At 57.4% G+C, this 22,890-nt stretch carries 35 protein-coding genes and 1 pseudogene; 22 read left to right on the top strand and 14 right to left on the bottom strand.

From position 1 onward, the window contains the following. Positions 1 to 8: 8 nt before the first annotated feature. The 9 genes from MRY17_RS13705 to MRY17_RS13665 form a co-directional block, all read right to left on the bottom strand. On the bottom strand, positions 9 to 1,091 hold the full coding sequence (locus MRY17_RS13705) for a hypothetical protein (RefSeq protein ID WP_243352298.1): 1,083 nt from the start codon (positions 1,089 to 1,091) through the stop codon (positions 9 to 11). Positions 1,092 to 1,193: 102 nt separating this feature from the next. Beyond that, complete coding sequence (locus MRY17_RS13700; protein WP_243352297.1) at positions 1,194 to 1,421, bottom strand: hypothetical protein; 228 nt, start codon at positions 1,419 to 1,421, stop codon at positions 1,194 to 1,196. Beyond that, entirely contained in the window at positions 1,418 to 1,648 is a 231-nt protein-coding gene (locus MRY17_RS13695; protein ID WP_243352296.1) for a hypothetical protein, read from the bottom strand. The genes MRY17_RS13700 and MRY17_RS13695 overlap by 4 nt, the downstream gene beginning before the upstream one ends. Then, positions 1,626 to 1,937 (bottom strand): hypothetical protein, encoded by a 312-nt coding sequence (locus MRY17_RS13690; RefSeq protein ID WP_243352295.1) that lies wholly within the window; start codon positions 1,935 to 1,937, stop codon positions 1,626 to 1,628. Before MRY17_RS13690 ends, MRY17_RS13695 begins: the two co-directional genes overlap by 23 nt. 704 nt (positions 1,938 to 2,641) lie before the next feature. Beyond that, positions 2,642 to 2,893: a DUF1654 domain-containing protein gene (locus tag MRY17_RS13685; protein ID WP_076954170.1), complete on the bottom strand. Its 252-nt coding sequence runs from the start codon at positions 2,891 to 2,893 to the stop codon at positions 2,642 to 2,644. Between the two features lie 164 nt (positions 2,894 to 3,057). Further along, positions 3,058 to 3,633 carry a hypothetical protein gene (locus MRY17_RS13680; RefSeq protein ID WP_243352294.1) on the bottom strand — a complete coding sequence of 192 codons (576 nt, stop codon included), beginning with the start codon at positions 3,631 to 3,633 and terminating at the stop codon, positions 3,058 to 3,060. Positions 3,634 to 3,747: 114 nt separating this feature from the next. Beyond that, positions 3,748 to 4,392, bottom strand: a complete 645-nt coding sequence (locus tag MRY17_RS13675; RefSeq protein ID WP_243352293.1) for a hypothetical protein — start codon at positions 4,390 to 4,392, stop codon at positions 3,748 to 3,750. After that, positions 4,385 to 4,663, bottom strand: coding sequence for a hypothetical protein (locus tag MRY17_RS13670; protein WP_243352291.1), 279 nt, complete (start codon positions 4,661 to 4,663; stop codon positions 4,385 to 4,387). Before MRY17_RS13670 ends, MRY17_RS13675 begins: the two co-directional genes overlap by 8 nt. 104 nt (positions 4,664 to 4,767) lie before the next feature. Beyond that, the gene (locus MRY17_RS13665; RefSeq protein ID WP_243353939.1) at positions 4,768 to 5,436 is read right to left on the bottom strand and encodes a LexA family protein; all 669 of its coding nucleotides are present in this window, start codon (positions 5,434 to 5,436) and stop codon (positions 4,768 to 4,770) included. Between the two features lie 82 nt (positions 5,437 to 5,518). On the opposite strand from MRY17_RS13665, the gene MRY17_RS13660 reads away from it, so the two are divergent. From MRY17_RS13660 to MRY17_RS13625, 8 genes are all read left to right on the top strand, one after another. Beyond that, positions 5,519 to 5,731, top strand: a complete 213-nt coding sequence (locus tag MRY17_RS13660; protein ID WP_076954178.1) for a transcriptional regulator — start codon at positions 5,519 to 5,521, stop codon at positions 5,729 to 5,731. 82 nt (positions 5,732 to 5,813) lie between these two features. Next, positions 5,814 to 6,236, top strand: a complete 423-nt coding sequence (locus tag MRY17_RS13655) for a phage regulatory CII family protein (protein WP_076954179.1) — start codon at positions 5,814 to 5,816, stop codon at positions 6,234 to 6,236. Between the two features lie 69 nt (positions 6,237 to 6,305). Then, positions 6,306 to 7,130 (top strand): Rha family transcriptional regulator, encoded by an 825-nt coding sequence (locus MRY17_RS13650; protein WP_243352290.1) that lies wholly within the window; start codon positions 6,306 to 6,308, stop codon positions 7,128 to 7,130. 1 nt (position 7,131) lies between these two features. Then, on the top strand, positions 7,132 to 8,121 hold the full coding sequence (locus MRY17_RS13645) for a phage replication protein (protein WP_243352288.1): 990 nt from the start codon (positions 7,132 to 7,134) through the stop codon (positions 8,119 to 8,121). Further along, positions 8,108 to 8,905 (top strand): hypothetical protein, encoded by a 798-nt coding sequence (locus MRY17_RS13640; protein ID WP_243352286.1) that lies wholly within the window; start codon positions 8,108 to 8,110, stop codon positions 8,903 to 8,905. Before MRY17_RS13645 ends, MRY17_RS13640 begins: the two co-directional genes overlap by 14 nt. After that, on the top strand, positions 8,902 to 9,372 hold the full coding sequence (locus MRY17_RS13635) for a hypothetical protein (RefSeq protein ID WP_243352284.1): 471 nt from the start codon (positions 8,902 to 8,904) through the stop codon (positions 9,370 to 9,372). Before MRY17_RS13640 ends, MRY17_RS13635 begins: the two co-directional genes overlap by 4 nt. Next, positions 9,369 to 9,968, top strand: coding sequence for a recombination protein NinG (locus MRY17_RS13630; protein ID WP_243352283.1), 600 nt, complete (start codon positions 9,369 to 9,371; stop codon positions 9,966 to 9,968). The genes MRY17_RS13635 and MRY17_RS13630 overlap by 4 nt, the downstream gene beginning before the upstream one ends. Then, positions 9,965 to 10,651, top strand: a complete 687-nt coding sequence (locus MRY17_RS13625) for a hypothetical protein (protein WP_243352281.1) — start codon at positions 9,965 to 9,967, stop codon at positions 10,649 to 10,651. Before MRY17_RS13630 ends, MRY17_RS13625 begins: the two co-directional genes overlap by 4 nt. Before the next feature lie 112 nt (positions 10,652 to 10,763). Here MRY17_RS13625 and MRY17_RS13620 read toward each other — a convergent pair whose 3' ends face one another. Together MRY17_RS13620 and MRY17_RS13615 are read right to left on the bottom strand one after the other, a co-directional pair. After that, positions 10,764 to 11,105, bottom strand: coding sequence for a hypothetical protein (locus MRY17_RS13620; protein ID WP_124358604.1), 342 nt, complete (start codon positions 11,103 to 11,105; stop codon positions 10,764 to 10,766). Positions 11,106 to 11,280: 175 nt separating this feature from the next. Next, positions 11,281 to 11,667, bottom strand: coding sequence for a hypothetical protein (locus MRY17_RS13615; protein ID WP_243352279.1), 387 nt, complete (start codon positions 11,665 to 11,667; stop codon positions 11,281 to 11,283). A gap of 78 nt (positions 11,668 to 11,745) precedes the next feature. Here MRY17_RS13615 and MRY17_RS13610 point away from each other — a divergent pair, with 78 nt between their 5' ends. Both MRY17_RS13610 and MRY17_RS13605 read left to right on the top strand, forming a co-directional pair. Further along, positions 11,746 to 12,084: a hypothetical protein gene (locus MRY17_RS13610; RefSeq protein ID WP_003175039.1), complete on the top strand. Its 339-nt coding sequence runs from the start codon at positions 11,746 to 11,748 to the stop codon at positions 12,082 to 12,084. Continuing rightward, positions 12,081 to 12,425: a hypothetical protein gene (locus tag MRY17_RS13605; RefSeq protein ID WP_101220433.1), complete on the top strand. Its 345-nt coding sequence runs from the start codon at positions 12,081 to 12,083 to the stop codon at positions 12,423 to 12,425. The genes MRY17_RS13610 and MRY17_RS13605 overlap by 4 nt, the downstream gene beginning before the upstream one ends. A 9-nt stretch (positions 12,426 to 12,434) precedes the next feature. Here MRY17_RS13605 and MRY17_RS13600 read toward each other — a convergent pair whose 3' ends face one another. After that, entirely contained in the window at positions 12,435 to 12,800 is a 366-nt protein-coding gene (locus tag MRY17_RS13600) for a hypothetical protein (RefSeq protein ID WP_101220434.1), read from the bottom strand. Positions 12,801 to 12,908: 108 nt separating this feature from the next. Continuing rightward, positions 12,909 to 13,355: an LptM family lipoprotein gene (locus tag MRY17_RS13595; RefSeq protein WP_137200893.1), complete on the bottom strand. Its 447-nt coding sequence runs from the start codon at positions 13,353 to 13,355 to the stop codon at positions 12,909 to 12,911. A 116-nt stretch (positions 13,356 to 13,471) separates the two neighbouring features. Here MRY17_RS13595 and MRY17_RS13590 point away from each other — a divergent pair. Beyond that, positions 13,472 to 13,725, top strand: a pseudogene (locus MRY17_RS13590) (hypothetical protein). A gap of 31 nt (positions 13,726 to 13,756) precedes the next feature. On the opposite strand, the gene MRY17_RS13585 reads toward MRY17_RS13590, so the two are convergent. Then, positions 13,757 to 13,963 carry a hypothetical protein gene (locus MRY17_RS13585; RefSeq protein WP_101220435.1) on the bottom strand — a complete coding sequence of 69 codons (207 nt, stop codon included), beginning with the start codon at positions 13,961 to 13,963 and terminating at the stop codon, positions 13,757 to 13,759. Positions 13,964 to 14,034: 71 nt separating this feature from the next. On the opposite strand from MRY17_RS13585, the gene MRY17_RS13580 reads away from it, so the two are divergent. The 11 genes from MRY17_RS13580 to MRY17_RS13530 all read left to right on the top strand — a co-directional run bounded on the left by MRY17_RS13580 (position 14,035) and on the right by MRY17_RS13530 (position 22,889). Next, the gene (locus MRY17_RS13580) at positions 14,035 to 14,634 is read left to right on the top strand and encodes a hypothetical protein (RefSeq protein WP_101220436.1); all 600 of its coding nucleotides are present in this window, start codon (positions 14,035 to 14,037) and stop codon (positions 14,632 to 14,634) included. 1 nt (position 14,635) lies between these two features. After that, positions 14,636 to 16,126 carry a terminase gene (locus tag MRY17_RS13575; RefSeq protein WP_101220437.1) on the top strand — a complete coding sequence of 497 codons (1,491 nt, stop codon included), beginning with the start codon at positions 14,636 to 14,638 and terminating at the stop codon, positions 16,124 to 16,126. After that, the gene (locus MRY17_RS13570) at positions 16,126 to 17,586 is read left to right on the top strand and encodes a DUF4055 domain-containing protein (RefSeq protein ID WP_101220438.1); all 1,461 of its coding nucleotides are present in this window, start codon (positions 16,126 to 16,128) and stop codon (positions 17,584 to 17,586) included. Before MRY17_RS13575 ends, MRY17_RS13570 begins: the two co-directional genes overlap by 1 nt. Continuing rightward, positions 17,522 to 18,616 carry a minor capsid protein gene (locus MRY17_RS13565; RefSeq protein ID WP_178084439.1) on the top strand — a complete coding sequence of 365 codons (1,095 nt, stop codon included), beginning with the start codon at positions 17,522 to 17,524 and terminating at the stop codon, positions 18,614 to 18,616. Before MRY17_RS13570 ends, MRY17_RS13565 begins: the two co-directional genes overlap by 65 nt. 8 nt (positions 18,617 to 18,624) lie before the next feature. Further along, positions 18,625 to 19,113: a DnaT-like ssDNA-binding protein gene (locus MRY17_RS13560; RefSeq protein ID WP_101220440.1), complete on the top strand. Its 489-nt coding sequence runs from the start codon at positions 18,625 to 18,627 to the stop codon at positions 19,111 to 19,113. A gap of 50 nt (positions 19,114 to 19,163) precedes the next feature. Beyond that, positions 19,164 to 19,934, top strand: coding sequence for a hypothetical protein (locus MRY17_RS13555; protein WP_101220441.1), 771 nt, complete (start codon positions 19,164 to 19,166; stop codon positions 19,932 to 19,934). A gap of 92 nt (positions 19,935 to 20,026) precedes the next feature. Further along, positions 20,027 to 20,764 (top strand): hypothetical protein, encoded by a 738-nt coding sequence (locus MRY17_RS13550; RefSeq protein WP_178084438.1) that lies wholly within the window; start codon positions 20,027 to 20,029, stop codon positions 20,762 to 20,764. 3 nt (positions 20,765 to 20,767) lie between these two features. Then, positions 20,768 to 21,745 (top strand): major capsid protein, encoded by a 978-nt coding sequence (locus tag MRY17_RS13545; protein WP_012724055.1) that lies wholly within the window; start codon positions 20,768 to 20,770, stop codon positions 21,743 to 21,745. A gap of 55 nt (positions 21,746 to 21,800) precedes the next feature. After that, complete coding sequence (locus tag MRY17_RS13540) at positions 21,801 to 22,106, top strand: HeH/LEM domain-containing protein (RefSeq protein ID WP_101220443.1); 306 nt, start codon at positions 21,801 to 21,803, stop codon at positions 22,104 to 22,106. A gap of 10 nt (positions 22,107 to 22,116) precedes the next feature. Next, complete coding sequence (locus tag MRY17_RS13535) at positions 22,117 to 22,494, top strand: hypothetical protein (protein WP_101220444.1); 378 nt, start codon at positions 22,117 to 22,119, stop codon at positions 22,492 to 22,494. Positions 22,495 to 22,496: 2 nt separating this feature from the next. Next, the gene (locus MRY17_RS13530; protein ID WP_101220445.1) at positions 22,497 to 22,889 is read left to right on the top strand and encodes a hypothetical protein; all 393 of its coding nucleotides are present in this window, start codon (positions 22,497 to 22,499) and stop codon (positions 22,887 to 22,889) included. Position 22,890 lies beyond the last annotated feature (1 nt).

The following is a 22,890-nucleotide window of genomic DNA, read 5'->3' as shown; positions in this document are numbered from 1 at the left end:
AAGGGTGGTTAGAAGCTGGTGGCGCGAAGCCAGGCGCGAGCAGTGTCGAGATCCACGTCGAAGCCCAGGGCTACAACTTCAACAATGTCGACAGCAGGCGGCGTAGTCGTGTCAGCGTTAATGGCTTCGGTTGCTGGAGCCTGTACGACAAGAGGTGCGCTCTCGGCCTTCTCTTCGATCACTACGGCTGAGGTGGCTTCAACTGGTGCAGGAGCAGCGGCTTGTGCACGCAGGCGGGCGAGCTCTTCTTGGTCACGCTGATACTGCGCGTCACGTTCTCGCTGCTCTCGTTGTTGTGCTTCCATAGCGCGGCGTTGCTGGTCCAACTCGTCCTGCTGCCTTTTCAAGCGCAGACGATCTTCCTCGGCGCGCTGCTTACGCAGTACTTCAGCCTCCGCATCAGCGATGCGTTGCTTCTCGCGCAGCTCGTCCAACTCTTTCTGCTGAGCCAGCAACTTGGCAGTAGCTTCTTCTCGATCAATGGCAGCCTTGTGTAGCGCTTCCAGTTGCTCAATTGCGTTATCGCGAGCGATTGTGCCTTCAGCTTCAAATTCGCCATATTCTTCGGGCAGGATCACCGACTCCTTAACGCCTTGCAGAATTCCGGCGACGTCGGCAGCGCTGCGGCTTGCGTATGCGGCAGCGACAGAGCTGAAGCGGGTAATCTTGGCCCGGATTGCTTCGACACGCTCAGCCTCGACACGCTCGCGCTCTGCCTTGGCGTCAGCAATGCGCTTTTCTTCGGCCTTGATCGCTTCATCGATAGGCTCCTCAATTGCCAGCACGCGACTCTTGAGCGTTTCACCGAACTCCTTGACCTGATTGACGCGAGCCTGAGCTTCTTTGACCTTTTGCTGATATGGCACCAATGCGGTTTTGGTGGTCTTATCCAGGGCGTAGCGCACATCGCGGATATCGACGCGAACTTCCTTCGCACTTGCCAATCCTTCGCTCGTCGAGCAGTCAACGACCAGCTTCGCGTAGGTTGTTTCCAGGCGAACGATTTGTTCTTCGTGCGGCCGATATTCAGCGATGTCGGTAACCGCCGCCGAAGGGGATAAAGCCTTTTGCGCATCTTCGGCTTCGCTCATTTCGAGCGATTCTTGTGCGGATGTTTTTTTAGGATTTGTGGACATGACGATCCCTCGCCGCGCCTGGCGCAGCATATAAAGTATTTGTGGTGGTGGGCGCCGTTAAGCGGCGGAAACGATAGAAGCGTTGTAGTTGGCGTAAATCTTGTCGATGCGTGCCCGGAAGTAACGATGTTCGGCCTCGTCAATGGCCCGCAGCATGAAGGCCAAGGTGACGCAGGATGTCGCTGCCGAACTGGCGTTGGGTTGGCCAAGGTTGCGGATCATGTTTTCGATCTCTGCCTCGATCCAGCTGACGGCGTTTTGGTGGTCTCGTTGGGCGGTGTTCATTCAACACCTCTTACTGGCGGGCAGATCAACTCCATCTGCGCCATGGCTGCGCCAATGCGCATCTTTAGGTTTGCGCGCTCTTTCAGTTGTCGAGCTTTGCGTTCCGCCAGGTCGACCGCCGTGTATTCATGGAACAGGTCGACGTGCTGTTTTTTCCCGAAGCTCGGTAAATCCCAGCGCCTGTCGGATTCCCTGGCCTGGGCGCTATCCGCGTAGCTGGTTGGCATGGCGAGTCTCCAGGCTCCGGGCGAGGGCGCAGGCTTCGTTGTGATCGCGACGGAACCCCATCACTTTGTCGGTCCGGGTATCAACCACATGGAAGAAGTCGCGTCCCGCCGGCTTCACCGTCATCCTGAAGTGGACCACGGGCTCAGGCCGCCCAATCAGCCGGTAGAAGTCGGCAGTGGCGATACGGGAGCGCTGACGCAAGCCATCGACGATGTCGAGGCGTGATTGGATGCTGTGGTGCATGGTCACCTCCAAGGTGGCGGGTTGTTCACCTGTATTCGTCAACACTCATGCCTCCCGCTGGTTACCGATGGGCGCGGGGGAGGAGTGCTGACGTAATAAAGGTGCGGAAAGGGGGCCCAGGCCCGCTACTGGCGACGGCCTGGGTTTGTTGCGTCAGCGGTGTTGGCTAGTTGCCCGCTGCTGATTGCAGGGCTGGCCGGTCGTCTTCGGTGTGGGCTTCGAGCTTCCTACTCACAGCGTCAAACAGCATTTGTTCGCCGTGGATCACAGGTCCTTACAACATGCACGCTACAGCTCTGAATGCCCTGGCTGATTGGGGCAGGGTGCATGAGGTCCGGCGTTCCCAGCCGAGGCAATTGGGATCGCTAATTCAAATCTTTTGCAGCTGGCCGTGACCCGCTACTGGCGTCGGTCACTGGCCCATTCCAAATTGTTCTTCCAGCCGCGGGCCTTTCGGCTTGTTCTCCCGCTGGATAACTGTTCTTGGCGCTTTACGCTGCACGCCCGGGTCAGTTGCCAACCCTCTGAACCGTTTAGGCCGGTTCATCGCTGCCTTTGAATCTGGGCCGGTGGTGATCCGGCAAGGGTGAAGCGGTGCGACTAAAGAACGGTTCAGGCCCTGAGGCCCTGGCGAGTCTCTGTTGGGTGACCAGATGGAGTAAATATAAGGCTGCTTATTTTATCCGTCAATAAGCAGGCTTATATATTTTATCGAGGGCGATAAAAAGCCCGCTCAGTGGCGGGCTCACTTATGCGTCGCAGTATTCTCGCCAGCCGATCCTGACTGTTTCTCCTTCCAGGGTCTCGACTCTGACGCCGGCCGTTTCGCTGATCTCATCCAGAAGGCGTTGCCAGTCTTCGGGCGCTTCATGCTCCAGCCTACACACGGTCACCGCCTGGTACTTCTGAACGCCTGGAGAGGCAATCAGGGCTTGTAGGCGACGGCCGGCCGCCTCGTACGAGGATGGCGGTTTCGAGGTGGTAAACGCTGGACTTTGCATGCGACTCTCCTGGTTATCACTGGATAAATGTACAGTATTGATGGCGTGCGATATTGGCAAGCTGCATTTGGATCCATAATGCATTTATGCATAAATGGTCTAAGGGTGACTTTCCCCCACGCAATAAAAAGCCCGCAAAAGCGGGCTCTGGTAGCCTGTTGGTGTCAATCGCTGATCGGTGGGTATTTGCCGCTCACCGAGTCCCTATAAACGATCTCGCTGAATAGCCTGGGTCCGTCGCGCATCGTCACAAGGGCTTGCTTGGCCTCTTCCTTCGTTGCAAATGGGCCGGCACCTACAGCCAGGCCGATCATCGAAACAACCGGAAGCCCGGTTCCGGTAATAGCTTCAATGGTGCTTTGCTGCTCTTCCTCGTCCCGGCAGGTAGTCGAGGCGACCCAGCCGTTTTTCAGCCGTGGTGCTGCGGCAGGCTCAACGTCCGCTCCGCAGTGCTTGCACTTGATCGCAGCAGTCTTAATGCTCTCGGCACACATAGGGCAGGGGCGAGTATCTTTCTCTACCTGGGCGGCAGTAGGGGAGCCTTTGCCGCCCAGCAAAAGCATAAGCAGGCCAGCGAGTGCGATCATGCCGCCGACAATCGTATGGATCTGTCGGTCAGCCATCAGCCCCATGTTGTTCACTCGGCCGCCGGCGCCGGTCGGTACCGACACATCCATGCTCAGCGCGAAGACCAGCCAGCACACGCCAACGATTAGCGCAAACGCTCCAAACCCTTTCATTGGATCCCTCCGGTAATTCTTCCCCACTTACCAATAGTGGCATATGGCTGCCATTGGCAGGCAGTGTAGGGAGGATAAAGGAAGCCGGGTGCCAGGCCAGGCTGCAAATGGTTTTTACGGAGATTTTGGAGGCGTCTCTGGTGTCTCAAGCGCCTTTTGAATCATTTTTTGCTGGTCCTGAACTTGCTTCAACAAGTCCTGTACATCTTTGGTTTGCTGGGCCATTGATGCTTGGGCTGTGGCCACATCCTTCCCAACTCCGAACCCGGAAATAGTGCTAGAAACCAAGCTGGAGTTGCTACTCTGCACACCAAAATAGATCGTAAGCGCACTTGCCACGACCGCAAGGATTACGCCAAGGCCCGTGTTTTTCACAGTTGATCGCATATCCTTAAGGTGCGAGAGGTCTCTTTCAACGGCTTTCAGATCACCACCGATATTTGAAATCTCCAAGCGGATTTCACCCATCGCATCCTTAACGGTCTGCTCAAAACTTTTCAAGCGCGCATCCACCTTGAGATCTTGGCTCTCAAGATGGGCTTTGAGTTCGTCACGGCTAAATTCAGTCATATCAGTATTATGGTCGCGCCCATTAGGAGCGTCTATGCTTTCATTTCGACCCAAATCAATTGATTTGTTAGCGCGAGCTTCCGTTTCAGCAAGGGCAAGCCGAAGCTCGTCGAGCTGTTCCATCTGGTCGCACGCAAGCCTGACGACTTTGGCGTACGATAACTCCAGGCGAGAGCGCTCATCATGCATCGGGAGCCTCTTCAATCAAGTCGGTTTTAAGCCTCTGTGTGATTTTCTGGATTTGCTCATTGAATGAGGCAGCGTCCGCCAGCATTTTCCTCATGGCCGAAAAATACTCCTTGCGGACAACCTCATCCTTGAACGCGCTCATGGGCACAAGTGTTTCAGTAATAGAAAGAAACAGTGCGTTCTGAGACGAAACCACTGATCCCATCGTGATGAGCGCCTGAACAATCTCGATGCGCGAGTCCGCATCATTTAGGTCGATATCGTTTTTCATTCTTGCGTCCCTTTGGTCAAGCTGTTGCTTCTGATACGTAGGTTAAAAACCTACCGCCAGCTCATTTTTCTACAATCACCAGCTTGTCTATGCAATGGAGCCGATCAATAAAACTTCTGTAAGGCCTGCACAACCACGCCCACGATCCTGCAGCTCTCGTCCACCGCCTCGATTGGATAGCTCGGGTTCAGCGGTTTCAGGAACAGCCGGCCGCCGTCGCTGACCAGTTTCTTGAATGTGGCTTCGTTACTGTCCGGCAGCTTGGCCACCACCAGCTTACCTGGTGCAACTTCAGCCTCAGTGTCCACCAGGATCAGCGTGCCCTCGGTGATGCTCTGGCCAGCGGGCGCCGTCATCGAGTCACCTTTAACTCTCAGCCAGAACGCAGGGCCTTTGGAGTCGTACTCCGAAAACTCGTAGGTGTCCGAGATTCCAGCCGGGTAGGGCTCCACCGCTTCAGACCAAGCGCCCGCAGACACCCAGCTAATCACCGGATAGCGGAAGCTCTGAGGATTCTGGGCAGCCAGCGATACGTTCGACTCTTCCTTTTTTGAGTCAATGACCATGGGGCCAATATCGTCCGACAGCCAAATAGCACTCACGCCGCATATGTGGGCGAATTTTGGAAGGTGTGCGCTTTGAAGGTTCTTGCCTGTCTCCAGCTGGGAGATCAGGGGCTGCTCAACACCGGAAACCGTCGCCAGTTTTGCCTGGGTCAGCTTCGCGTGTTTCCGCGCTTCTTTTAGACGTTCTGCAAGTGTGCTCATGCACATGAATTTATAAGTTCCCTTATTGGCTTGCAAATAAGCTTGCTTCTACTTAGGATATAAGCAGGCTTATCAGGAGGGCTCTCATATGACCCCTATCGAAAAGCTCGTCGACTTCTTCGGCGGGCAAACCAAAACCGCTTTAGCGCTCGACGTTTCCCAAGCAGCAGTTTCGTACTGGGTTGCCGGGATTCACCCGATGCGCGCCGAAAAGGCTTTCAGGGCTGAAGAGCTGACCGGTGGGAAGATTACTGCTCGCGAGCTGTGCATGCCACAGAAGCGCGCCAGATCCGCTGCCTGACATCCATCTCCACCGCCCCATTGAGCAAATGATCGCCTCTGCACCAGCAGGGCGCCACGGAAACAAATTTGAGGTTTTACGAATGGAAGACTTTTTGGATGCATGTCAGGCAGCAGTGAAGGGCAACGAGCCCAAGTCCCTGGCCGCAAAGATGGGTGTTCCGCACGTAGGCCTGCTTCAGCGCGCGAACCCGGACAACGAGGCTCACCACCTGACCGTGGAGCATCTGTTCGGGATCTTGCTGCACACCGGGGACATGCGCCCGCTGATCACGCTTGCCGGGGAGTTTGGTTTTGACCTGGTAGCGAAGACCGCCCCGAAGCCGCAAGAACTCACCAAATCCATGATCAGTGTCAGCAAAGAGTTTGCCGATCTGACCATCGCGGTGCACGAAGCGTTGAAAGATGGCCACGTGTGCCAGTTCGACAAATCGACCATCCGCCGCGAGATCGGCCACATTCGGGAAACCTTGGACGTGATGGATGAATCGGTAAAAGCCGCCTGAATTCCGGGCACAAAAAAGCCGACGGTCAAGGTCGGCTTTTTCTACAGCAGTAAACAACTGGAGCGAATCATGCGCCAACACACTGAATCGATCAATACCCCCAACAATATCGCGCCACGTTTTTCGCAATCTGAAAACGTGGCGCGCGGTGTTTCCATGTCCAGTCTTGAGCTGGTGGACTTCATCAACTCCAAGCGCAAGAAGGGCGAGCCGACCCTGACTCACAAGAACCTGATCGCCAAAGTGCCGCGTGTTCTCGGCGCCGATCAATCGGCTAAATTTTCAGCCGATTACCTTGACGCCCGTAGCCGCGTACAAAAGTGCTTTGTGTTCCCCAAGCGTGAAGCCTGCCTGATCGCCATGTCGTACAGCTATGAGCTTCAGGCATTGGTCTTCGATCGCATGACGGCGCTTGAGGATCGTGAGCGCGCCCGCGCACTGCCAAGCAATCCAAAGATCATCGGTGAGCTTGCCATTCTGGAGTGCTTCGACCGCCTGCTGAAGCCTGCGAACTCCAGCAAGATGCTGATGCTGGCCAAGATCGCCGCCAACAACGGCTTAGATGCCAAGTTCCTCCCAGGCTATGCCGTAGACGCCGCCCCGGACGCCGCTGGTGGTTCTTCGATGCCGACCAAGGCAATCACCGCCCTTATCAAAGAACACGCCATCGCCAGCACCGCGCGCGCTTTCAACCTTGCACTTGAGGCCCACGGCTTCCTCAAGGTCCTGCAGCGCAAAAACTCCAAGCAGGAGATGGTCGACTACTGGTGTGTGACCGAGAAAGGCATGGCCTACGGCAAGAACCTCACCAGCCCTCAATGCCCCCGCGAGACGCAGCCTCACTGGTACGTGGATCGCTTCCTTGAATTAGCCGCTAAGGTCGGGAAGGCCTGACATGCAATACACCGTCACGATTAACCAGGTGAAGGCGCTGGAGTGGGGGCTGAATTCTCAGCAGGCCCTGCTGTTCGCCTTCGTCTACGGCTGCCCGAGTTGGACCAAGCCAATCAAGACTGATGACGGGATCTTCTTCGCGCTGAGCAAGGCCAAGATCATCGAAGAGCTGCCATTGCTTACCGATAAGCCGGACACCGCTTACCGCATGCTGAAGGCCCTGGAAGAGGCCGGTTTGATTGAGCTTTCCAGCACTTCAAACATCACGCTTTTTCGCCTCACCGAGAAGGCCGTCGAGTGGAACCAGAAGCTTGATGGGTCGGAAAAATATCCGACCCCACCCAAAAACAAAGGTCGGAAAAAAATCCGATCTACCTCGGATAAATTTCCGAGCAAGGTCGGAAAAAAATCCGAGCAAGGGTCGGATAAATCTCCGACAAATCAGGATACCAATCATCAGGGTACCAATCAGGACACCAGTCAGGACACCAGTCAGGGCTTGCAGGACGCCACCGGCAAGCCGGCTCAGTCCCGCGGCTTGGTGCTGGTGGTTGATCGCACCGATACCCCAAGGGTCGAGATCCCCGCTGACATGCCTGGCCCCAAAGACCAGACCTGCAAAACCTTCAAGGTCTGGGCTAACTACGCCATGGCTTACCGCAAACGCTACGGCGCGTGGCCGGTGTGGAATGCCAAGGTAGGCGGCCAGCTCGGGCAACTGGTCGACCGCCTCGGTGCCGACGTCGCTCACCACGTGGCCGCCCACTTCCTGAAAACCAGCGACGCCGCTGTGCTGCGCAAGTGCCATAGCCTCAACGAACTGCTGGCCAACGCCGAGAGCTATCACACCCAGTGGGTGACCGGGCAGCGCATTAACGGGACGACCGCACGCCAGATGGAACGGACCGAGGCGAACCACTCCGCAGCCGAGCAGGCCGCCCAGATGGTCCTGGCCAAACGCCAATCAGGTGAACGCAATGAATACCTCTGAAATGAACGACCAGCAGGTTGCAGGTCTGGCCGCCGCCATCTGCGCAACCGCCGAGGCCATGGGTCAGGAAATGAACCCAGGCACTGCCGCGATGATGGCCGAAGACCTCTGCGCCTACCAGGTACCCGTTGTCAAAGCCGCATTGAAGTCCTGCCGCTTCGAAGTGAAGGGCAAGCTGGCTATGGCCGACATCCTGCAGCGTGTCCAGACCTACGACGGCCGCCCTGGGAAGGACGAGGCTTGGGCGATTGCAATGACCACCAACGACGAATATGAAACCGTGGTGCTGACCGACGAGATCCAACTGGCACTGGCTGCCGCGAAACCCATCCTGGATGGCGGCGACAAAATCGGTGCGCGCATGGCGTTCATCGACGCCTACCAGCGTTTCGTGAGCCAGGCCCGCGAGGATGCGAAGGCCGTCAACTGGCACGTTTCGGTCGGCTTTGACGCCAACCGCCGAATCCAGGCTGTCACCAAGGCCATGGAGCTGAAGCGCATCCCTCGCGAGCACGCCCAGAAGCACCTGGCGGACCTGAGTATCGAGCCCGTCACGGAAGATGGCCGCGCGATTGCGGGTTTGCTTACTGGCACCGTTACGCGGCCAGCGCCGGCTCTTCGCGAAAAGCTTGAGCTCGTGAAGTCATCGATGCTGGAGATGCGTGCAGCCAGCGCTGAGAAAAAAGACGAGATCCGGATTGAGGCGGCCAATGAGTTGGCAGACCGCCGGGCGCTCCTCATCAAGCAGACCCGAGAGCTGGAAGAGAAGAGGGCGGTGCAATGACCGACAAGATCAGCGTCAACTGCCAGGCCAAGCTCACTGAGGCCATCACATGCCTGACCACCATGTACCGGGACAAGAAGTTTGTGGTGGTCTCCCTGCGCCCTGGCAAGGACCGGACACTCGACCAGAACCGGCTGTGGTTCGGGATGTACAAGCGCATCGCCGAGATGACCCAGATCGGCGACGCCGCGGACGCGCGTCGGTACTGCAAGCTTCACTTCGGCGTGCAGATCCTGCTGAACGAGGACGCTGGGTTCCAGGCCGAGTGGTACCGGGTGATGCGTCATCTGCCATACGAAGCGAAGCTGGACATGATGGGCGAGTGCCATCTGTTTGGCCCTGATGGCTTCCCGGTGACCAGCCTGTTCAACCGCGCCCAGGGCGTCGCTTACACCGACCGCATCGCCGCCTATTTCACAGGCCAGGGTGTGGTTTTCAATGATCTGCTCAGCAAGGAGGCTGCATGATCGCCAAGCAACCCAAACCGAAGAAGTGCAAGAACCCCGCATGCGGCATCAGCTTCCCGCCGCAGCGCCTAGGCCAAGCCGTATGTAGCCCGAAGTGCGGCCTGGCCATCAAGGACGTGAACCAGGCGAAGGCCCGTAAGTCGCTGGCCCAGGTTAATCGCCGAGAGATCAAAGTCCGTAAGGAGAAGCTGAAGAGCAGGGCTGACCACCTGCGCGAAGCACAGACCGCGGTGAACGAGTATGTGCGCCTGCGTGACGTGCACCTGCCATGCATCAGCTGCGACTCGACGCCGAACGATAACAACCTCATGACCGGCAGCCGGTGGGACGCTGGGCATTACCGATCCGTGGGCGCCTGTCCTGAGCTTCGCTTCGAGCCACTGAACATCCACCGGCAGTGTGTGAAGTGCAATCGCAACCTATCCGGCAACGCCGTCGAGTACCGCATCCGACTGGTATTGCGTATCGGTGCCGAGAAGGTTGCATGGATCGAAGGGCCACATGAGGCGCGCAAGTACACCGTCGAAGAGATCAAGGCCATCAAGGCCAAATATCGCGCAATGACCAAAGAACTGAAGAAGGGGCTCGCAGCATGAAACTGATCAACGCAAGACAGGTATGGACCGAAGCACAACACGAATCGAACGCGTCGATCAGCGCTGTGGCAATCGACCGGGCAGAGTCGGCACCAGTGAAGACTGGCGGACGCATCGGCAAGCGTGACGCCCAGTTCCCAGCCATGGGCAGCGAGAAAGGGGAGGAGGCCGGGCGCTTCTCCGTGCCTGGGCAGCGGATCAGCATCAGCGAAACCCGGCGCACGTCCGCTGGCAACTCCACGGCCCGCGCCGCACACCTGGCCACCATCGGCAAAGTCCTACGCGCCATCGAAACGCTTCCATTCCAGGTGCAGCAGTTCGGTCACTACCTTTACCACCCATGCATGACCATGCTTCACGTACTGAACGCCGAGAAGCTGATATGGGGCGACGTGGATCTGTCCGCGCTGAGCGATGCCAAGGCCGCGAAGGCGCACTGCATGATCACTATGGCATTGCAGTCCTACAAGCTGGAGGCGCATGGCGGGGCTCAATGGGGGCCGGCTCGGGTAGCAGAGGGAATGCTCAAGATCTATGGCGTGCACATCGAGCCCAAGCACTGGGATAGGGACTGGAAGGATGTTTGGGACTTCCTGCGAACAGCCATCAAAGAAGTGGATGATCAGGCGCAACAACCTATTTGGCAGGTGATTTACGCGGAAAAAGAAGAAAGTGCAGCGTAATATGTTGACATGGTGGGGTTTTTCGGGTAGTTTTCCCATAGTGCACAAGTAACGCGAAACGCACACGAAACCTTAAACCCGGCCAAGCGCCGGGTTTTTTAGTTGTAGACGGTTACGCCAGTCTCTTTCTTCTTGATGATGGTGAGAGCTCTCGCAGCAGGTCTTGTATAAACCAAGACCCTAGCAGCGTGAAGTACAGCAGCTGTAGAACCTCGGTACGCTCTATCGGCTTAGTGCTGAACCCGAATGAAGCCCAGATCCATAGGGTCCAAAATATGAATCCAATACTGACCCCAAACCTCGCCATGAACTTAGCTACGTTCGCGGTCATGTTTCCAGTCAACTGGCTGATTCGCTCGATTGCAGCGGATTTGCTGAGTTGGTTGGCGATGACTGTCGCGATGATCGTCACCGCGGTGGTGGTTATGATCGTTATGAGGGTATCGTTCGGCATCCGGTGAACCTTCCTTAGCTTGCATGGTGTGAGAGTCAGCAAGGTTAAGCGAAGGATCAAGCGGATCACAGACATTCTCAGAGCCTCGCCACTGTGCGGGGCTTTTATTGCCCAAGTTTCCCCAAGCCCTCAGAGCCTCTGACTTGTCACGCTGATGAGGGACCTATTCAGGGCCTCAGAAATCCTTCTTTTTGAAGGTCTGTTCGCCAGCTTGGTCGTTGAGAATCTTCAGTACTCCATTAGATGTTGAGTAAGTTGTAGCCGCATCTCCATCTGCATATCGATTTCTCCAGCGTCCCCATTCACGAGTGTCATCCATGAATGCAGACCAGACCACTTGATCTTCAGTCACCTGGCATCGGTAGCGAAAAGAATCTCCATCCGGTCGACGGTAGGAGATCTCAGGGGTTGATTCAGTGCTTTTAGTTTTCATGGTTTTTGTGGGACGGCCCATCTCTACAGAGATGGCAGCTTTGCAGATGTCTGCGGCTGAGAACTCAGCAGCGTATGTCTCCGCTTGAGCGCAGACGATCAGCAGTGCTAGCGATATTGTTTTTTTCATGCCCTTGTCCTTGGATTGTTGACGAAGGGATTCTACATGGCCTACCGCCAATTTCTCATGCCCCACGGAGTCGAGCGCATGGAGTATCTACAGCGCCTGCTCGACAAGATCGACAGGTTCGAATTGTTGATTGCGGGTCTCATTGGGGCTGTCGTTGCGAGCTGGTGGCATAAGGACGACTTGTCCGACTGGCGCGCTTGGATGGTGTTCTTGGTCACTGGGGTGGCCTGCTCTCTGTACCTGACGAGCATGGTCAGCGCCTACCTGAATGTCACCGAGCCCAAGATCGTCGCCGGCATCGGTTTCTTGCTGGGCACGTTCGGCGGCTCGCTCCTGGCAGCAATCAACCGAGCCATCAAAGCCGCTGACCTCTGGGCGCTTATCCGCCAGCGGTTCGGGGGAGGCAATCCACCATGAATCTTGAACTGATCAACTCCATCGCCTGCGGCCTCATCGCGCTGTGGGCCACCTGGTGCGTACTGAGCGGTAAGGTGAGGGACGGCATTCTTGGCAAGCTGATCTACACCACGATCGCCATCACCGGTTTCGTTGTGTCGGTGCGCAGCCAGAACATCTTCTTTGGACCGACGACTGCTGGCCTGACGCTGCATGTCGCCCTGGCCCTAGCCGGTGCACGTCACATCTTCATGGTCACGTACTGGCAGCGGGTGAAGGTCTGGCTTTGCCGGACGCTGAACTGCGAGCACTGTCTGCACTGTGATAAGGCGCCGGGCGGCATCGAGCGCCGGAGCAAGTAATGGCAGGGCCTACCAGCCCCCTGGAAACCACTGTCTGGCAAGGTTCACCGTCACACGCAGTGCATGTTGGCTTTGCTCGCACTCCTGCTGCTGATCTTCGGGAGTTGCTGGTTTGCGCCACCGAATATTAGCCGTCGAGCCTTTGGCGTAAGTTTGCTCAAATTCGGGGCTGGCTTCTTTGGTAAGGCGCATCGCTTTCGCATAGTCAGCTTCAAGGTCATCAGGCAGCGATTCACAAGCCAGTTTGGCCTGCTGATACCTAACGGCATACATGTAGCCGTCAGTTGGGGCTTCGTCGTAGCTGTAGCGGGATGGCTCCGCAGCAACTGCTGTGCCAGCGAGAAGTAAGGCGGAGAGATACAAGCGTCCGTGCATGGGATCGACGTCTCGAAAAAAATCAAAGTCGGCGGATTATATCCGGCTGATCCGCGCCACGTTTTCGAATGCGCCAAATCGTGGCGCGAGGTTGGGTGTCATGCTTGGCTACGGAAATGTGATATCAGCCCTAATCAAAGGAAGATTGCTTGCATCGTAGGAGCAATGATAAGAACGCCCATCATCGGTGTCTTTTTTCGTGATTTCTTCGCACTTGAATGACGCAGTGACGCCGTATTTTGTAGCTCTGAACCCTTTGACCGCTTCCTCAGGGGTAAGCACCGTAACGAGCTCACGATTGAAACTCAGGGTGATATCTGGACCGCCGAAGACTTCATATTTCTGCGATCGGATACATAGGCTGGCTCCAATCAATTTGCCATTCAGAGTATTTGTGCCACTCGTACACGCTTTCGGTGAAATGAAGTTGCCAACGCTCATTTTTGCAGTCGGTACTTCAGTTTTTGGCTCCGGCGGGGCGTATGGCCCACTCTGACAGGCTGCCATAAGAGTCGTCGCAGATATTAGCGCTGCAGCGGTGAGCATTGACTTCATTAGGTCAGTATCCTTTGACTGGTGTAGTGCCAGGCAGTCTGGTCACGTTTTACGGATCGGAACGTTAGATCATGCTGGCGCGCAGCTTGTAGATCAACAAATTCATGGTGGCCTGAATGACCGTTAAATTGCTGGAGTTCAAGTGGGAGGACTGGCGCGACGCCGCCAAGACCTGCGCAAGATCGCCGATGACCTGGATGCAGGTGAGCATCCAGAGTGCACTGCAGGCGCCTCGACCCTAATCGGCGCCAAGGGAGAGGTGACGGTGTTCGGCCTCGGCCCTAAGTGCGACGACCTGCAATGCCTCGGTGCGATGCGCCTGGGCGAGCAGAAGCTGATTGATGTGCTGCTGGATGGAGGGGAAGGTTAGGCGTGCCGCAGGTTAATACGGCACTGGTGCATCACTTAACTTTCAGCGCTTCCTGAATCTGATCGGCGTAGTCGCTGAGATTGTTCATTTCGTCCGTCAAAATATTACAGTCGGCAGGGGTGTTAGAGGCCTTTGCGTGGATGACTGATAGGGCAGCTGCTACCGCCATAGCTCGTCTATCTTCAGCGCTTTTGACACGATTGTTGTAAGTGTTCAGATCGATAAAAGTTTGAGTCACAGTGGCTCTCCTTTGGTTGATCCTCATCAATACCGGCAACGCGCCACTATTTCAAGCATCAGAGAGACGATATGACAACCAAGCAACCCGACTGGGAGGCGATCGAGCGCGCCTACCGGGCTGGTTCGCTTTCCATCAGGACTATCGCTGAGCGCCAAGGCGTGAGCGACACGGCAATCCGGAAGAAAGCCAAGGTTCAAGGATGGGCGAGAGACCTTTCTGACCAGGTGCGTAAAGAGGTTCGCAGCAAGCTGGTTCGCGGAGAGGTTCGCAACGACCAAGGCGCGAACTGCGAACTTGATGCTGAGATCATCGAAGAGGCCGCCGAGGAAGGAGCCCGGGTGGTTCGCAGCCACAGGCGAGACATTCGCAAGGCCACAAACCTTGCGAACCTGTTGATGGATGATCTGCTGTCGACCATCCGGCGCCGCGAAGAGATCGAAGAGGACATCGAGGCCGAGACCTCCGAAGACAACAATGGTATGCGCCGCGCCTCAATGCTCGCCGCCGTCTCTCTGCCCAGCAATTCCAAAACACTATTCCAGCTTTCCTCTGCAATGAAGAACCTGCAGGTTCTGGAGCGTCAGGCATACAGCCTGGACGAGAAGGAGAAGACGGACGAAGCCGACGAACTCTCGAAGATGATGGACGAACTATCGAAGGACGCCTGACATGAAGCCCGAGCACATGAAGCTGCTCCGGGATAAGCGTTGGCGGTTGAACAATCTCTACTTCATCACCGACAAGCAGGGCAAGAAAGTCCGCTTCCGGATGACGGACGAGCAGATTGAATACTTCGATGGGATGCACACCCGCAACATCATCCTGAAAGCCCGGCAGCTCGGCTTCACGACCGAGTGCTGCATCATCCAACTGGACGCCGCTCTGTTCGAGTCGGCCAAGTGCGCCCTGATCGCTCACACCCTGAACGACGCGAAGCGCCTGTTCCGGGAGAAGGTCAAATATGCCTACGACAACTTGCCTGCTGAAATACGCGCTGCCAACCCTGCTTCTAACGATGCTGCTGGTGAGCTTGTGTTCAGCAAGGGCGGATCGCTCTACGTGTCCACGTCCTTCCGGGGCGGGACTCTACGGTATCTGCACGTATCCGAGTTCGGGAAGATCTGCGCCAAGTTCCCGCACAAGGCGCGGGAGATCGTCACCGGTGCTTTCGAGGCTGTCGCTGCTGAGTGTTTTGTCACCATCGAGTCGACGGCAGAGGGCCGGGCCGGGTATTTCTTTGATTACAGTCAGTCAGCAGAGCGCCAGCAACTGGCTGGTGTGCCACTGGGCCTGCTCGACTGGAAGTTCTTTTTCTTCAGCTGGTGGAACAACAAGGCCTACAGCCTTGATTCGACCGACGTAGTACTGCCCCAGCGCCTGACCGACTACTTCAACGAACTGCACGCCAAGCACGGGATCGTCACCAACGACGGCCAACGCGCCTGGTATGCGGCCAAGGAGAAGACGCTCGGCGACGACATGAAGCGGGAATACCCGTCGATCCCCGCCGAAGCCTTTCAGCAGTCGGTCGAAGGCGCCTATTACGCCAAGCAGTTCACCAAGCTGTATGGCGCGCAGAGGATCGGCCCGCTACCAGACAACAGTCATCTGCCGGTGCATACGATATGGGATATCGGTGTCGGCGACTCCACGGCCATCTGGTTCGTCCGGATCGTCGGCGAGGAATACCACGTCATCGACTTCTATGAGAACAGCGGCGAAGGCCTGCGGCACTACATGAAGATGCTCAAGGATCGCAAATACACGTATGGCGATCACTGGGGGCCCCACGACATCGATAACCGTGAATTTGGCAGCGACGGCAAGACCCGGCGCGAGCTGGCCAGGGAGGGCTACGAGATCGACGGGCAAAAATACAGCCTCAAGTTCAGCGTTGTTCCAAAGCTCGGCATCGACGAGGGCATTGAGCAGGTGCGGGAGATCCTTCCGGCCTGTGCCTTCGATGAGTCCAAGTGCGAACTGGGTATTTCCTGCCTGGAGAACTACCGAAAGGAGTGGGACGACAAGCGCGGCTGCTGGAAAGACAAACCACTTCACGACTGGTCATCGCACGGCGCGGACGCCTTCCGCTACTTCGCCGTCTCGATGGGCAGGCGCAAACGCACAGGCGGAACACGCCGAATTGGAGGCTTGGCCTGATGCCAGTGCAATCGACAAACCCCGACTACGACGCGCATATCGCCGAGTGGGAGATGATGGACGACGCGCTCGAGGGTGAGTGTGCCGTCAAGCGCAATGAGCGCAACCTGCCCAAGCCAAGCGGCATGGTTGAGGCTGAAAAGCTCGACGGTGCGGGCAACAAGTACCTCTACGAGAACTACACGAACCGTGCCCAGTACGAACACTGGGTGCGCGACTCGCTGCGGTCGATGATGGGCCTGGTTTCCCGGCTGATCCCTGAGATCGAACTACCGTTTGGCTTGAAAGGGCTGGAGGACAACGCCACTGCCGACGGCTTCGGCCTGAAACAGCTGTTCTTCCGCATGGTGCGCCAGGCTATCTCCCACGGCCGGGTACCGCTGGTGGTGAACATCGACGAGAGCGGCGAGCCGTACTTCTCTACGTATGCCACTCGCAACGCGATCAACTGGGACACTGCTGATCAAGGCGGTCGGCAGGACCTGGTACTTTCGGTGTTTCGCGAGTTCCGCAGGAAGGGCGGTGATCGTTATAGCCATGACTGCGACACGGTATTTCGTGAGTTCTTCATGGACGGCGACGTTTGCTACACCGCGGTGCGGAATGAAGGCGGGGAGCTGGTCGAGGACGAGAAGCCGCTGGGCACCACCGGTACCGACAACCGTTTGGTCAAAGGCCTGCCATACCTGCCGGTGATCTACTGCGGTTCGACCGACAACTCACCGGAAGTCGACGAGGTGCCGCTGTTAACAATGGCGCGCGCGGCGCTGAAGTCCTATCAGCTAAGTGCTGACTATTTCACTTCGCTGCACCAGACCAGTCACCCGCAGCCGTGGGTCTCAGGGCTGGATGAGGCGGTAGAGTTGAGCGTCACCGGCCCATCTGCTGCGTGGGACTTAGGCCCGAATGGCGAATGTGGCTACTTGGAATTCCAGGGCGCGGGCATTGAAGCTGTGCGCAAGGCCATGGATGACCAGAAGAACGCCGCGCTCGAAGCCGGTGCCAAGGTCATGGACGTGGCCGGTACCGAGTCAGGAGAGGCACGCAAAACACGCCAGAACGATCAGCACGCCACGCTACACAGCATTGTCATCACCGTGGCCGAGGCAGTGGAGCAAGGCTTGCGGTACGCCGCCGAGTGGAAGGGCTACGACCCCAAGCAGGTCACGTTCAAGGTGAATCCTGAGTTCGTGACCCCAGTGGTCGACGCCCAGGTTCTCGCCGAGCTGCTCAAGGGCGTGATGGCCGGCACGATCAGCGCCGACACCTACTGGCAGTACCTCACCACCGGCAAGCTGCCGGAGCGCCCATACGAAGAAGAAGCCGAACTGATCAGCGATGAGCGCGAGTCGGCCGGCATCAACTTGGACAAAGACGATGCCAACGACAAACCTGATGCAGGCGGACAGCCAGCTGCTAGAGCAGACGACGCGCCACTCGGTAATGCTGGAGCGGCTTAAGGCTGGCGAGGTCAAGAAGTTCGAAAAGTACTTGCGCCAGATCGACACGTTGGTACGGGAGCAGTTGACCCGCAAGGAACTGACCACCTATAGCCGGGACCGCCTTGAGCAGTTCCTGGCCCGCGTGGACGGCAAACTGCTGGGCATATACAAGGCCTACGGCGACCTAGTGCAGGCCGATCTGGTCGATATCGCGCTGTATGAGTCGACCTTTGAGGCGAACAGCCTGAGCAATGCGCTCTCCATCGACGCAGTGGTGCCTACCAACACAGTGATCCGCGCGGCGGTATTCTCCTATCCGCTGCAGGTGAAGGGCATCGACGGTGGCAAGCTGCTGAAGAGCTTCGTCAGCGGCTGGACTCGCACCGAGACGATGCGCGTCACAAACACCATACGGCTCGGCTTCGGCCAGGGCCAGACCAACGCCCAGATCATTCAGGCGATTCGCGGCACCGCGGCGCAGAACTTCACGGACGGCGTCCTGGCGGTGAGCAACCGCAACGCTGCCGCTGCGGTGCAGACAGCAATCCAGCATGTGGCCACCACGGCACGAATGGAAACGCTGAAGGCCAACAGCGATGTGGTGCTGGGCTATCGCTGGGTGTCGACGCTCGACCGCAAGACCTCGCAGCAGTGCAAGGGCCTGGATGGCATGCGATTCGACCTGGGCAAAGGCCCGCTACCGCCGGCGCACATCAACTGCCGGTCAACCACGGTGCCCACCACCAGGCTTTCGGAGATGTTCGCCAAGGACGCCACACGCGCCTCGGTGGGAGATAACGGCGGGGCCCAGGTCGACGCAGGCCTGAATTATTACCAGTGGCTGGCAACGCAGCCGGCTAGCTTCCAGGATCATGCCCTCGGGCCGGTCCGGGGCAAGTTGTTCCGCGATGGAGGGCTGACGCCGGAGAAGTTTGCCAAGCTGCAGCTCGACAAATCGTTCAAGCCGCTGACCTTGGCGCAGCTGAAGGACGCAGAGCCTGACATGTTCACCCGAGCCGGCGTTACACTTGGCGCTCCACCAGGTTGAGATAGTCGATGCAGATCATCGTTGAGGACGGGAAGGGCAGGCCAGACGCGAATAGCTTCGTGCCACTGGAGAAGCTGACCTTTTACCGCGACTACTACGGGTTCCGGATACCTGACGCTGAGGCTGGCCAGCTCGAGCTGTTGCTGCGGGCCGCCGCTGATATCAATGGCCGCCAGTGGAAGGGACGAAAGGCCAATCCAGATCAGGCAATGGCCTGGCCCCGGCGTGACTGCAAGATCGAATACCAGACGCTGTCGGAGACATTCGTGCCCTTTGAGCTTGAGTGGGGGCAGGTAAGGCTGGCGGTCGAGCTATACGCTTCCGAGCAGGGCCTCCAGATCGAAGAGCCGACTCACTGTACCGAGCCGAACGGGCGGCGGACTCGATTGAATCGAGATACGCCAGGCCTGCGTATGCGACCGCCGCCATACGCGCCGAGCAGGACGCAGTTTGCCGATTATTTGGTAATGAGAGGACTGCAATTGATAATTTCATAGCTTGAAAAGGTGGCCATTTGGTATAAGTGGCTTTTCGGAATGGAGGCCTTATGGAAATCAAATGGGTAGCGATAGCAGTTGCAGGGATTTTGTTAGGGATAGTTTGCGGACTTCTTGGCCTAACTATAGGTATCTATTTTAATCCTGAATCCACAATCACATTTGTCCCGGTCTGGGGGAGTTTGGGAGACTGGGCATCCGCTATAGGTGCCTTCTCCGCAGTTGCCTTTGCATTGTGGCAGTCTCATAGACAGCAACAAAAAGAACTTCCAAGAGTAAAAATAATCAATCAATTTACGCCTGATGAATGGCTACTTAGGGTTGTCTCAGAGGGGATTGTTCCTGAGAGTGTTCTGGGTGCTGAGCTGATATCCAAAAAAGATGGTTCTAAGATCGACCTGTTGACGTTTAGTCGAATCCCAAAAGGTGGCGCAACGACAAAACTTCAGAGGGGAGAATATCTTGATATCCTTGCTTTGAATAAGCACGACCTACTTCAGTTTATTGAGCAATGGGTTGCAAACCCCATAAATCAAATGCGTCGAAGTGAAATTCATCCAGGTAACGGCTATTTTAAGTTGAACAAGGTGTTCTTTGATCGGCTTGAGGATTTCTTTGAGCAAGAGCTAAAAATCCTAATTAGGCTGGTTAGCAAGGATGTAACAGTTGAGGTCTCTCCAGAGTTTTCATCGGTAGCTAAGAGCTACGTTATAAATACTAGGAAGACTGAAGAAACAGAGCGAGCGGCATCTAGGAATGGCGAGGCGCGAGCAAGATATGACGCAGGACTTCACCTTGAATACGGTGATCCAGAGACGTAAGTTTCAAGAGTGATTAATTAACCTCAAGCCGCCCAATGGGCGGTTTTTTTATGCCCGCAAAGCGGGCCGATCAAACCCAAGGGGTGCACCAAGTGGCAGTAGAAAACCAGATTGATCTTGAAGACCCAGCAGTTAAATCCGCGATCGCCGAAGCGGTGGAAGCGGCCACCCTGGGCCTCAAGAACAAAAACACCGAGCTGCTTGGCTCGCTCCGGACCACCAAAACCGAGCTGGACGGCTTCAAGTCCCAGTTCGAAGGCCTGGACATTGCAGCAGTGAAGGGGCTGCTGACCAAGGTTGGCCAGGATGAAGAGACCAAGCTGATTGCCGAGGGCAAGCTGGACGAGGTCATCACCCGCCGTACCGAGCGCCTGCGCACCGACTACGACACCAAGTTGGCAGCCGAGAAGGCCCGAGCCGACAAGGCCGAACAATTCGCCGCCAAGTACAGCGACAAGGTGCTTGCTGATTCAATCCGCGCCGCCGCCATAAAGGCCGGCGCGCTCCCCGAGGCCGCCGAGGACATTATCCTGCGCGCCCGGGGCACTTTCAAACTCAGTGAGGACGGCGAGGCGATTGCCACCGACCGTGACGGCGAGGTCGTTTACGGGAAGGACGGGAAGACCCCTCTGTCGCCGCTCGAATGGGCGGAATCGCTGCGCGAAACAGCAACACACCTGTGGCCAAGGGCTCAGGGTGCCGGGCAGACCGGCGACAACGGTGGCAAGGCCACGAAAAAGTGGGGTGAGTACACGGAAACCGAGCGTGCCGCGATCGCCCGTGACAACCCTGAGCTCTTCAAGAAAATCCAGGCCACCAAAGGAACCTAATCCATGGCAACTACCCAACTGACCGATATCTTCGTCGGCGACTACTACGCCTCCCTGGCGCCGGTTAACAGCCCGGAAAAGACCGCTGTATACGAGTCGGGCATCGTGACTCGCTCCCCTGTGCTGGACGCGATCGCCTCCGGCAGCCAGGGCACCGCCGAGATCAGCTACTGGCAGGATCTCAACGCCGATGAAGCGCCGAACATCAGCAACGACGACCCGAACGACCAGGGCGAAGTTGGCAAAGTCACCCAGGACAGCATGCGTGCCCGCGTCTTGTACCTCAACAAAGGCTACGGCGTGACTGACCTCACTGCTGAGCTGGCAAACAGCGAGCCACAGCAGCAGATTCGCAACCGCTTCGGCACCTACTGGACCCGCCAGTGGCAGCGTTACACCTTGGGCGCGGCTCGCGGCATCATCGCGTCGAACATCGCCAACAACGGCGGTGACATGGTCATCGACGCGGGCGCGACCATCAGCGCGAACGCCTTCCAGGATGCTGCGTTCACCGCGGGCGATGCCGCTGACCAGTTCGGCGCGATCGGCGTGCACTCCGTGGTGATGAACCAGATGGTCAAGCAGGATCTCATCGAGTACCTGCGTGACTCCGACGGCAAGATCATCCTGGCAACCTACCTCGGCAAACCAGTCTTCATGGACGACGCCCTGGTGTACGGCGCTGGCAAGTACCTGTCCGTGTTCTTCGGCCAGGGCGCTTTCGGTTACGGCGAAGGCACGCCGAAGGTTCCGGTAGAACTGGAGCGTAAGCCCGGCGGCGGTAACGGCGGCGGTGCCGAAGTGCTGTGGGAGCGGAAGACTTACATCCTCCAGCCTGCCGGCTTCAGCTGGAAGGGCTCCGAGGCTCAGAACCTCAGCCCGACCGCGACCCAATACGCCGCTGCTGCCAACTGGCAGCGGGTGTTCAGCCGCAAGCAGGTTCCGTTCGCCGCTGTGATCAGCGGTACCACCACGCCGTAACTCGGCCCACACAGCCTGGCGCCCACATGGCGCCGGGATGCTTTTGAGGTGACTTATGAAAGTGATCTACACGGACAAGCCGGGCAAAGAGCGCGGCGTGTGCTACCGCCTGCTGAGCGAGTTTTTCGGCGTCATCGGTTCCGCGACGGAGGTAGTCGTTGATGGCGATGCACCGGATATCTCCGATGCTTACCAGGCCGCCGGCATCAAGGTTTCCGACGACAAGGAGCCAGAGAGCAAAGAAACCGACCCGCTGAAAATGAAGGTCCCCGAGCTGAAAGAATGGCTAACCGAGAAGGGCATTGCCTTCGACCCGTCCGCCAAGAAAGAAGACCTGCAGGCCCTAGTGCCGGCGGAATAAGGACAAGCATATGACCGACTTCATCACCGTTGCCGATGTTGACGCCTCGCTGGGTTCTGGTTGGGCTGGCACCGGTGATCCGGTCCGTGCTGTGACCATGGCAAACGCCTGGCTCACGGCCAAGATTAAGCGGGCTGTTCCCGATCCGGTTCCGGCCGAGATCAAAACAGCCGGTGCCCAGGTCGCCAAAGAGGCGGCGGCGGGCAAGCTGTACACAGCAACGCAGAAAGAAGTGCAGAGCAAGACGGTCTCGGCTCAGTCCGGTACATCGGTGAGCAAAACCTACGTGGCAGGCACTACCGATCAGTCGGCGGGCGTCAACTTCGCCCTGGCGCTTCTGGCGCCTTGGATTAAGCGCTCCGGCGTGATGATGCTGAAAAGGATCTGATCATGGGCATGCGCGAAGATATCCAGGCTGAATTGGCCGAGTCGTTCGATGATCCTGATGGGCTGGCTGACGCGGTAAAGACGGTGACAGGCGTGCGCAAGGTTGCGGGCGAGTATGACCCCGACCTAGGCGGCGAAACGCCGGAGACCATCGTGACGTACTCCGGGCGCGGTGTCCTCGGCAGCTACCTGTCCAAGGAAATCGACGGCTCCCTCATCCAGACGACCGACAAGAAGCTGCTGGTGCTGCAAAACGAGCTTTTCGTGTCGGAGGCCGGCGTTCCGACGGCGGTACTGGCTGCCCCGGCCATTGGCGATATCGTCAACGGGCTGCGGGTTATGAATGTGTCCGCCGATCCGGCAGATGCGACGTGGACAGCTCAGATGAGGAGGTGAC

The sequence above is a fragment of the Pseudomonas orientalis genome, assembly GCF_022807995.1.
Taxonomy (GTDB): domain Bacteria; phylum Pseudomonadota; class Gammaproteobacteria; order Pseudomonadales; family Pseudomonadaceae; genus Aquipseudomonas; species Aquipseudomonas orientalis_B.
This window is presented reverse-complemented; position numbering and strand designations above follow the sequence as displayed.

Coding starts and splice junctions, on each gene's coding strand:
- MRY17_RS13705 (WP_243352298.1), bottom strand. CDS start 1,091: ATGAGCGAAGCCGAAGATGCGCAAAAGGCTTTATCCCCTTCGGCGGCG.
- MRY17_RS13700 (WP_243352297.1), bottom strand. CDS start 1,421: ATGAACACCGCCCAACGAGACCACCAAAACGCCGTCAGCTGGATCGAG.
- MRY17_RS13695 (WP_243352296.1), bottom strand. CDS start 1,648: ATGCCAACCAGCTACGCGGATAGCGCCCAGGCCAGGGAATCCGACAGG.
- MRY17_RS13685 (WP_076954170.1), bottom strand. CDS start 2,893: ATGCAAAGTCCAGCGTTTACCACCTCGAAACCGCCATCCTCGTACGAG.
- MRY17_RS13680 (WP_243352294.1), bottom strand. CDS start 3,633: ATGAAAGGGTTTGGAGCGTTTGCGCTAATCGTTGGCGTGTGCTGGCTG.
- MRY17_RS13675 (WP_243352293.1), bottom strand. CDS start 4,392: ATGCATGATGAGCGCTCTCGCCTGGAGTTATCGTACGCCAAAGTCGTC.
- MRY17_RS13670 (WP_243352291.1), bottom strand. CDS start 4,663: ATGAAAAACGATATCGACCTAAATGATGCGGACTCGCGCATCGAGATT.
- MRY17_RS13665 (WP_243353939.1), bottom strand. CDS start 5,436: ATGTGCATGAGCACACTTGCAGAACGTCTAAAAGAAGCGCGGAAACAC.
- MRY17_RS13660 (WP_076954178.1), top strand. CDS start 5,519: ATGACCCCTATCGAAAAGCTCGTCGACTTCTTCGGCGGGCAAACCAAA.
- MRY17_RS13655 (WP_076954179.1), top strand. CDS start 5,814: ATGGAAGACTTTTTGGATGCATGTCAGGCAGCAGTGAAGGGCAACGAG.
- MRY17_RS13650 (WP_243352290.1), top strand. CDS start 6,306: ATGCGCCAACACACTGAATCGATCAATACCCCCAACAATATCGCGCCA.
- MRY17_RS13645 (WP_243352288.1), top strand. CDS start 7,132: ATGCAATACACCGTCACGATTAACCAGGTGAAGGCGCTGGAGTGGGGG.
- MRY17_RS13640 (WP_243352286.1), top strand. CDS start 8,108: ATGAATACCTCTGAAATGAACGACCAGCAGGTTGCAGGTCTGGCCGCC.
- MRY17_RS13635 (WP_243352284.1), top strand. CDS start 8,902: ATGACCGACAAGATCAGCGTCAACTGCCAGGCCAAGCTCACTGAGGCC.
- MRY17_RS13630 (WP_243352283.1), top strand. CDS start 9,369: ATGATCGCCAAGCAACCCAAACCGAAGAAGTGCAAGAACCCCGCATGC.
- MRY17_RS13625 (WP_243352281.1), top strand. CDS start 9,965: ATGAAACTGATCAACGCAAGACAGGTATGGACCGAAGCACAACACGAA.
- MRY17_RS13620 (WP_124358604.1), bottom strand. CDS start 11,105: ATGCCGAACGATACCCTCATAACGATCATAACCACCACCGCGGTGACG.
- MRY17_RS13615 (WP_243352279.1), bottom strand. CDS start 11,667: ATGAAAAAAACAATATCGCTAGCACTGCTGATCGTCTGCGCTCAAGCG.
- MRY17_RS13610 (WP_003175039.1), top strand. CDS start 11,746: ATGGAGTATCTACAGCGCCTGCTCGACAAGATCGACAGGTTCGAATTG.
- MRY17_RS13605 (WP_101220433.1), top strand. CDS start 12,081: ATGAATCTTGAACTGATCAACTCCATCGCCTGCGGCCTCATCGCGCTG.
- MRY17_RS13600 (WP_101220434.1), bottom strand. CDS start 12,800: ATGCACGGACGCTTGTATCTCTCCGCCTTACTTCTCGCTGGCACAGCA.
- MRY17_RS13595 (WP_137200893.1), bottom strand. CDS start 13,355: ATGAAGTCAATGCTCACCGCTGCAGCGCTAATATCTGCGACGACTCTT.
- MRY17_RS13580 (WP_101220436.1), top strand. CDS start 14,035: ATGACAACCAAGCAACCCGACTGGGAGGCGATCGAGCGCGCCTACCGG.
- MRY17_RS13575 (WP_101220437.1), top strand. CDS start 14,636: ATGAAGCCCGAGCACATGAAGCTGCTCCGGGATAAGCGTTGGCGGTTG.
- MRY17_RS13570 (WP_101220438.1), top strand. CDS start 16,126: ATGCCAGTGCAATCGACAAACCCCGACTACGACGCGCATATCGCCGAG.
- MRY17_RS13565 (WP_178084439.1), top strand. CDS start 17,522: ATGCAGGCGGACAGCCAGCTGCTAGAGCAGACGACGCGCCACTCGGTA.
- MRY17_RS13560 (WP_101220440.1), top strand. CDS start 18,625: ATGCAGATCATCGTTGAGGACGGGAAGGGCAGGCCAGACGCGAATAGC.
- MRY17_RS13555 (WP_101220441.1), top strand. CDS start 19,164: ATGGAAATCAAATGGGTAGCGATAGCAGTTGCAGGGATTTTGTTAGGG.
- MRY17_RS13545 (WP_012724055.1), top strand. CDS start 20,768: ATGGCAACTACCCAACTGACCGATATCTTCGTCGGCGACTACTACGCC.
- MRY17_RS13540 (WP_101220443.1), top strand. CDS start 21,801: ATGAAAGTGATCTACACGGACAAGCCGGGCAAAGAGCGCGGCGTGTGC.
- MRY17_RS13535 (WP_101220444.1), top strand. CDS start 22,117: ATGACCGACTTCATCACCGTTGCCGATGTTGACGCCTCGCTGGGTTCT.
- MRY17_RS13530 (WP_101220445.1), top strand. CDS start 22,497: ATGGGCATGCGCGAAGATATCCAGGCTGAATTGGCCGAGTCGTTCGAT.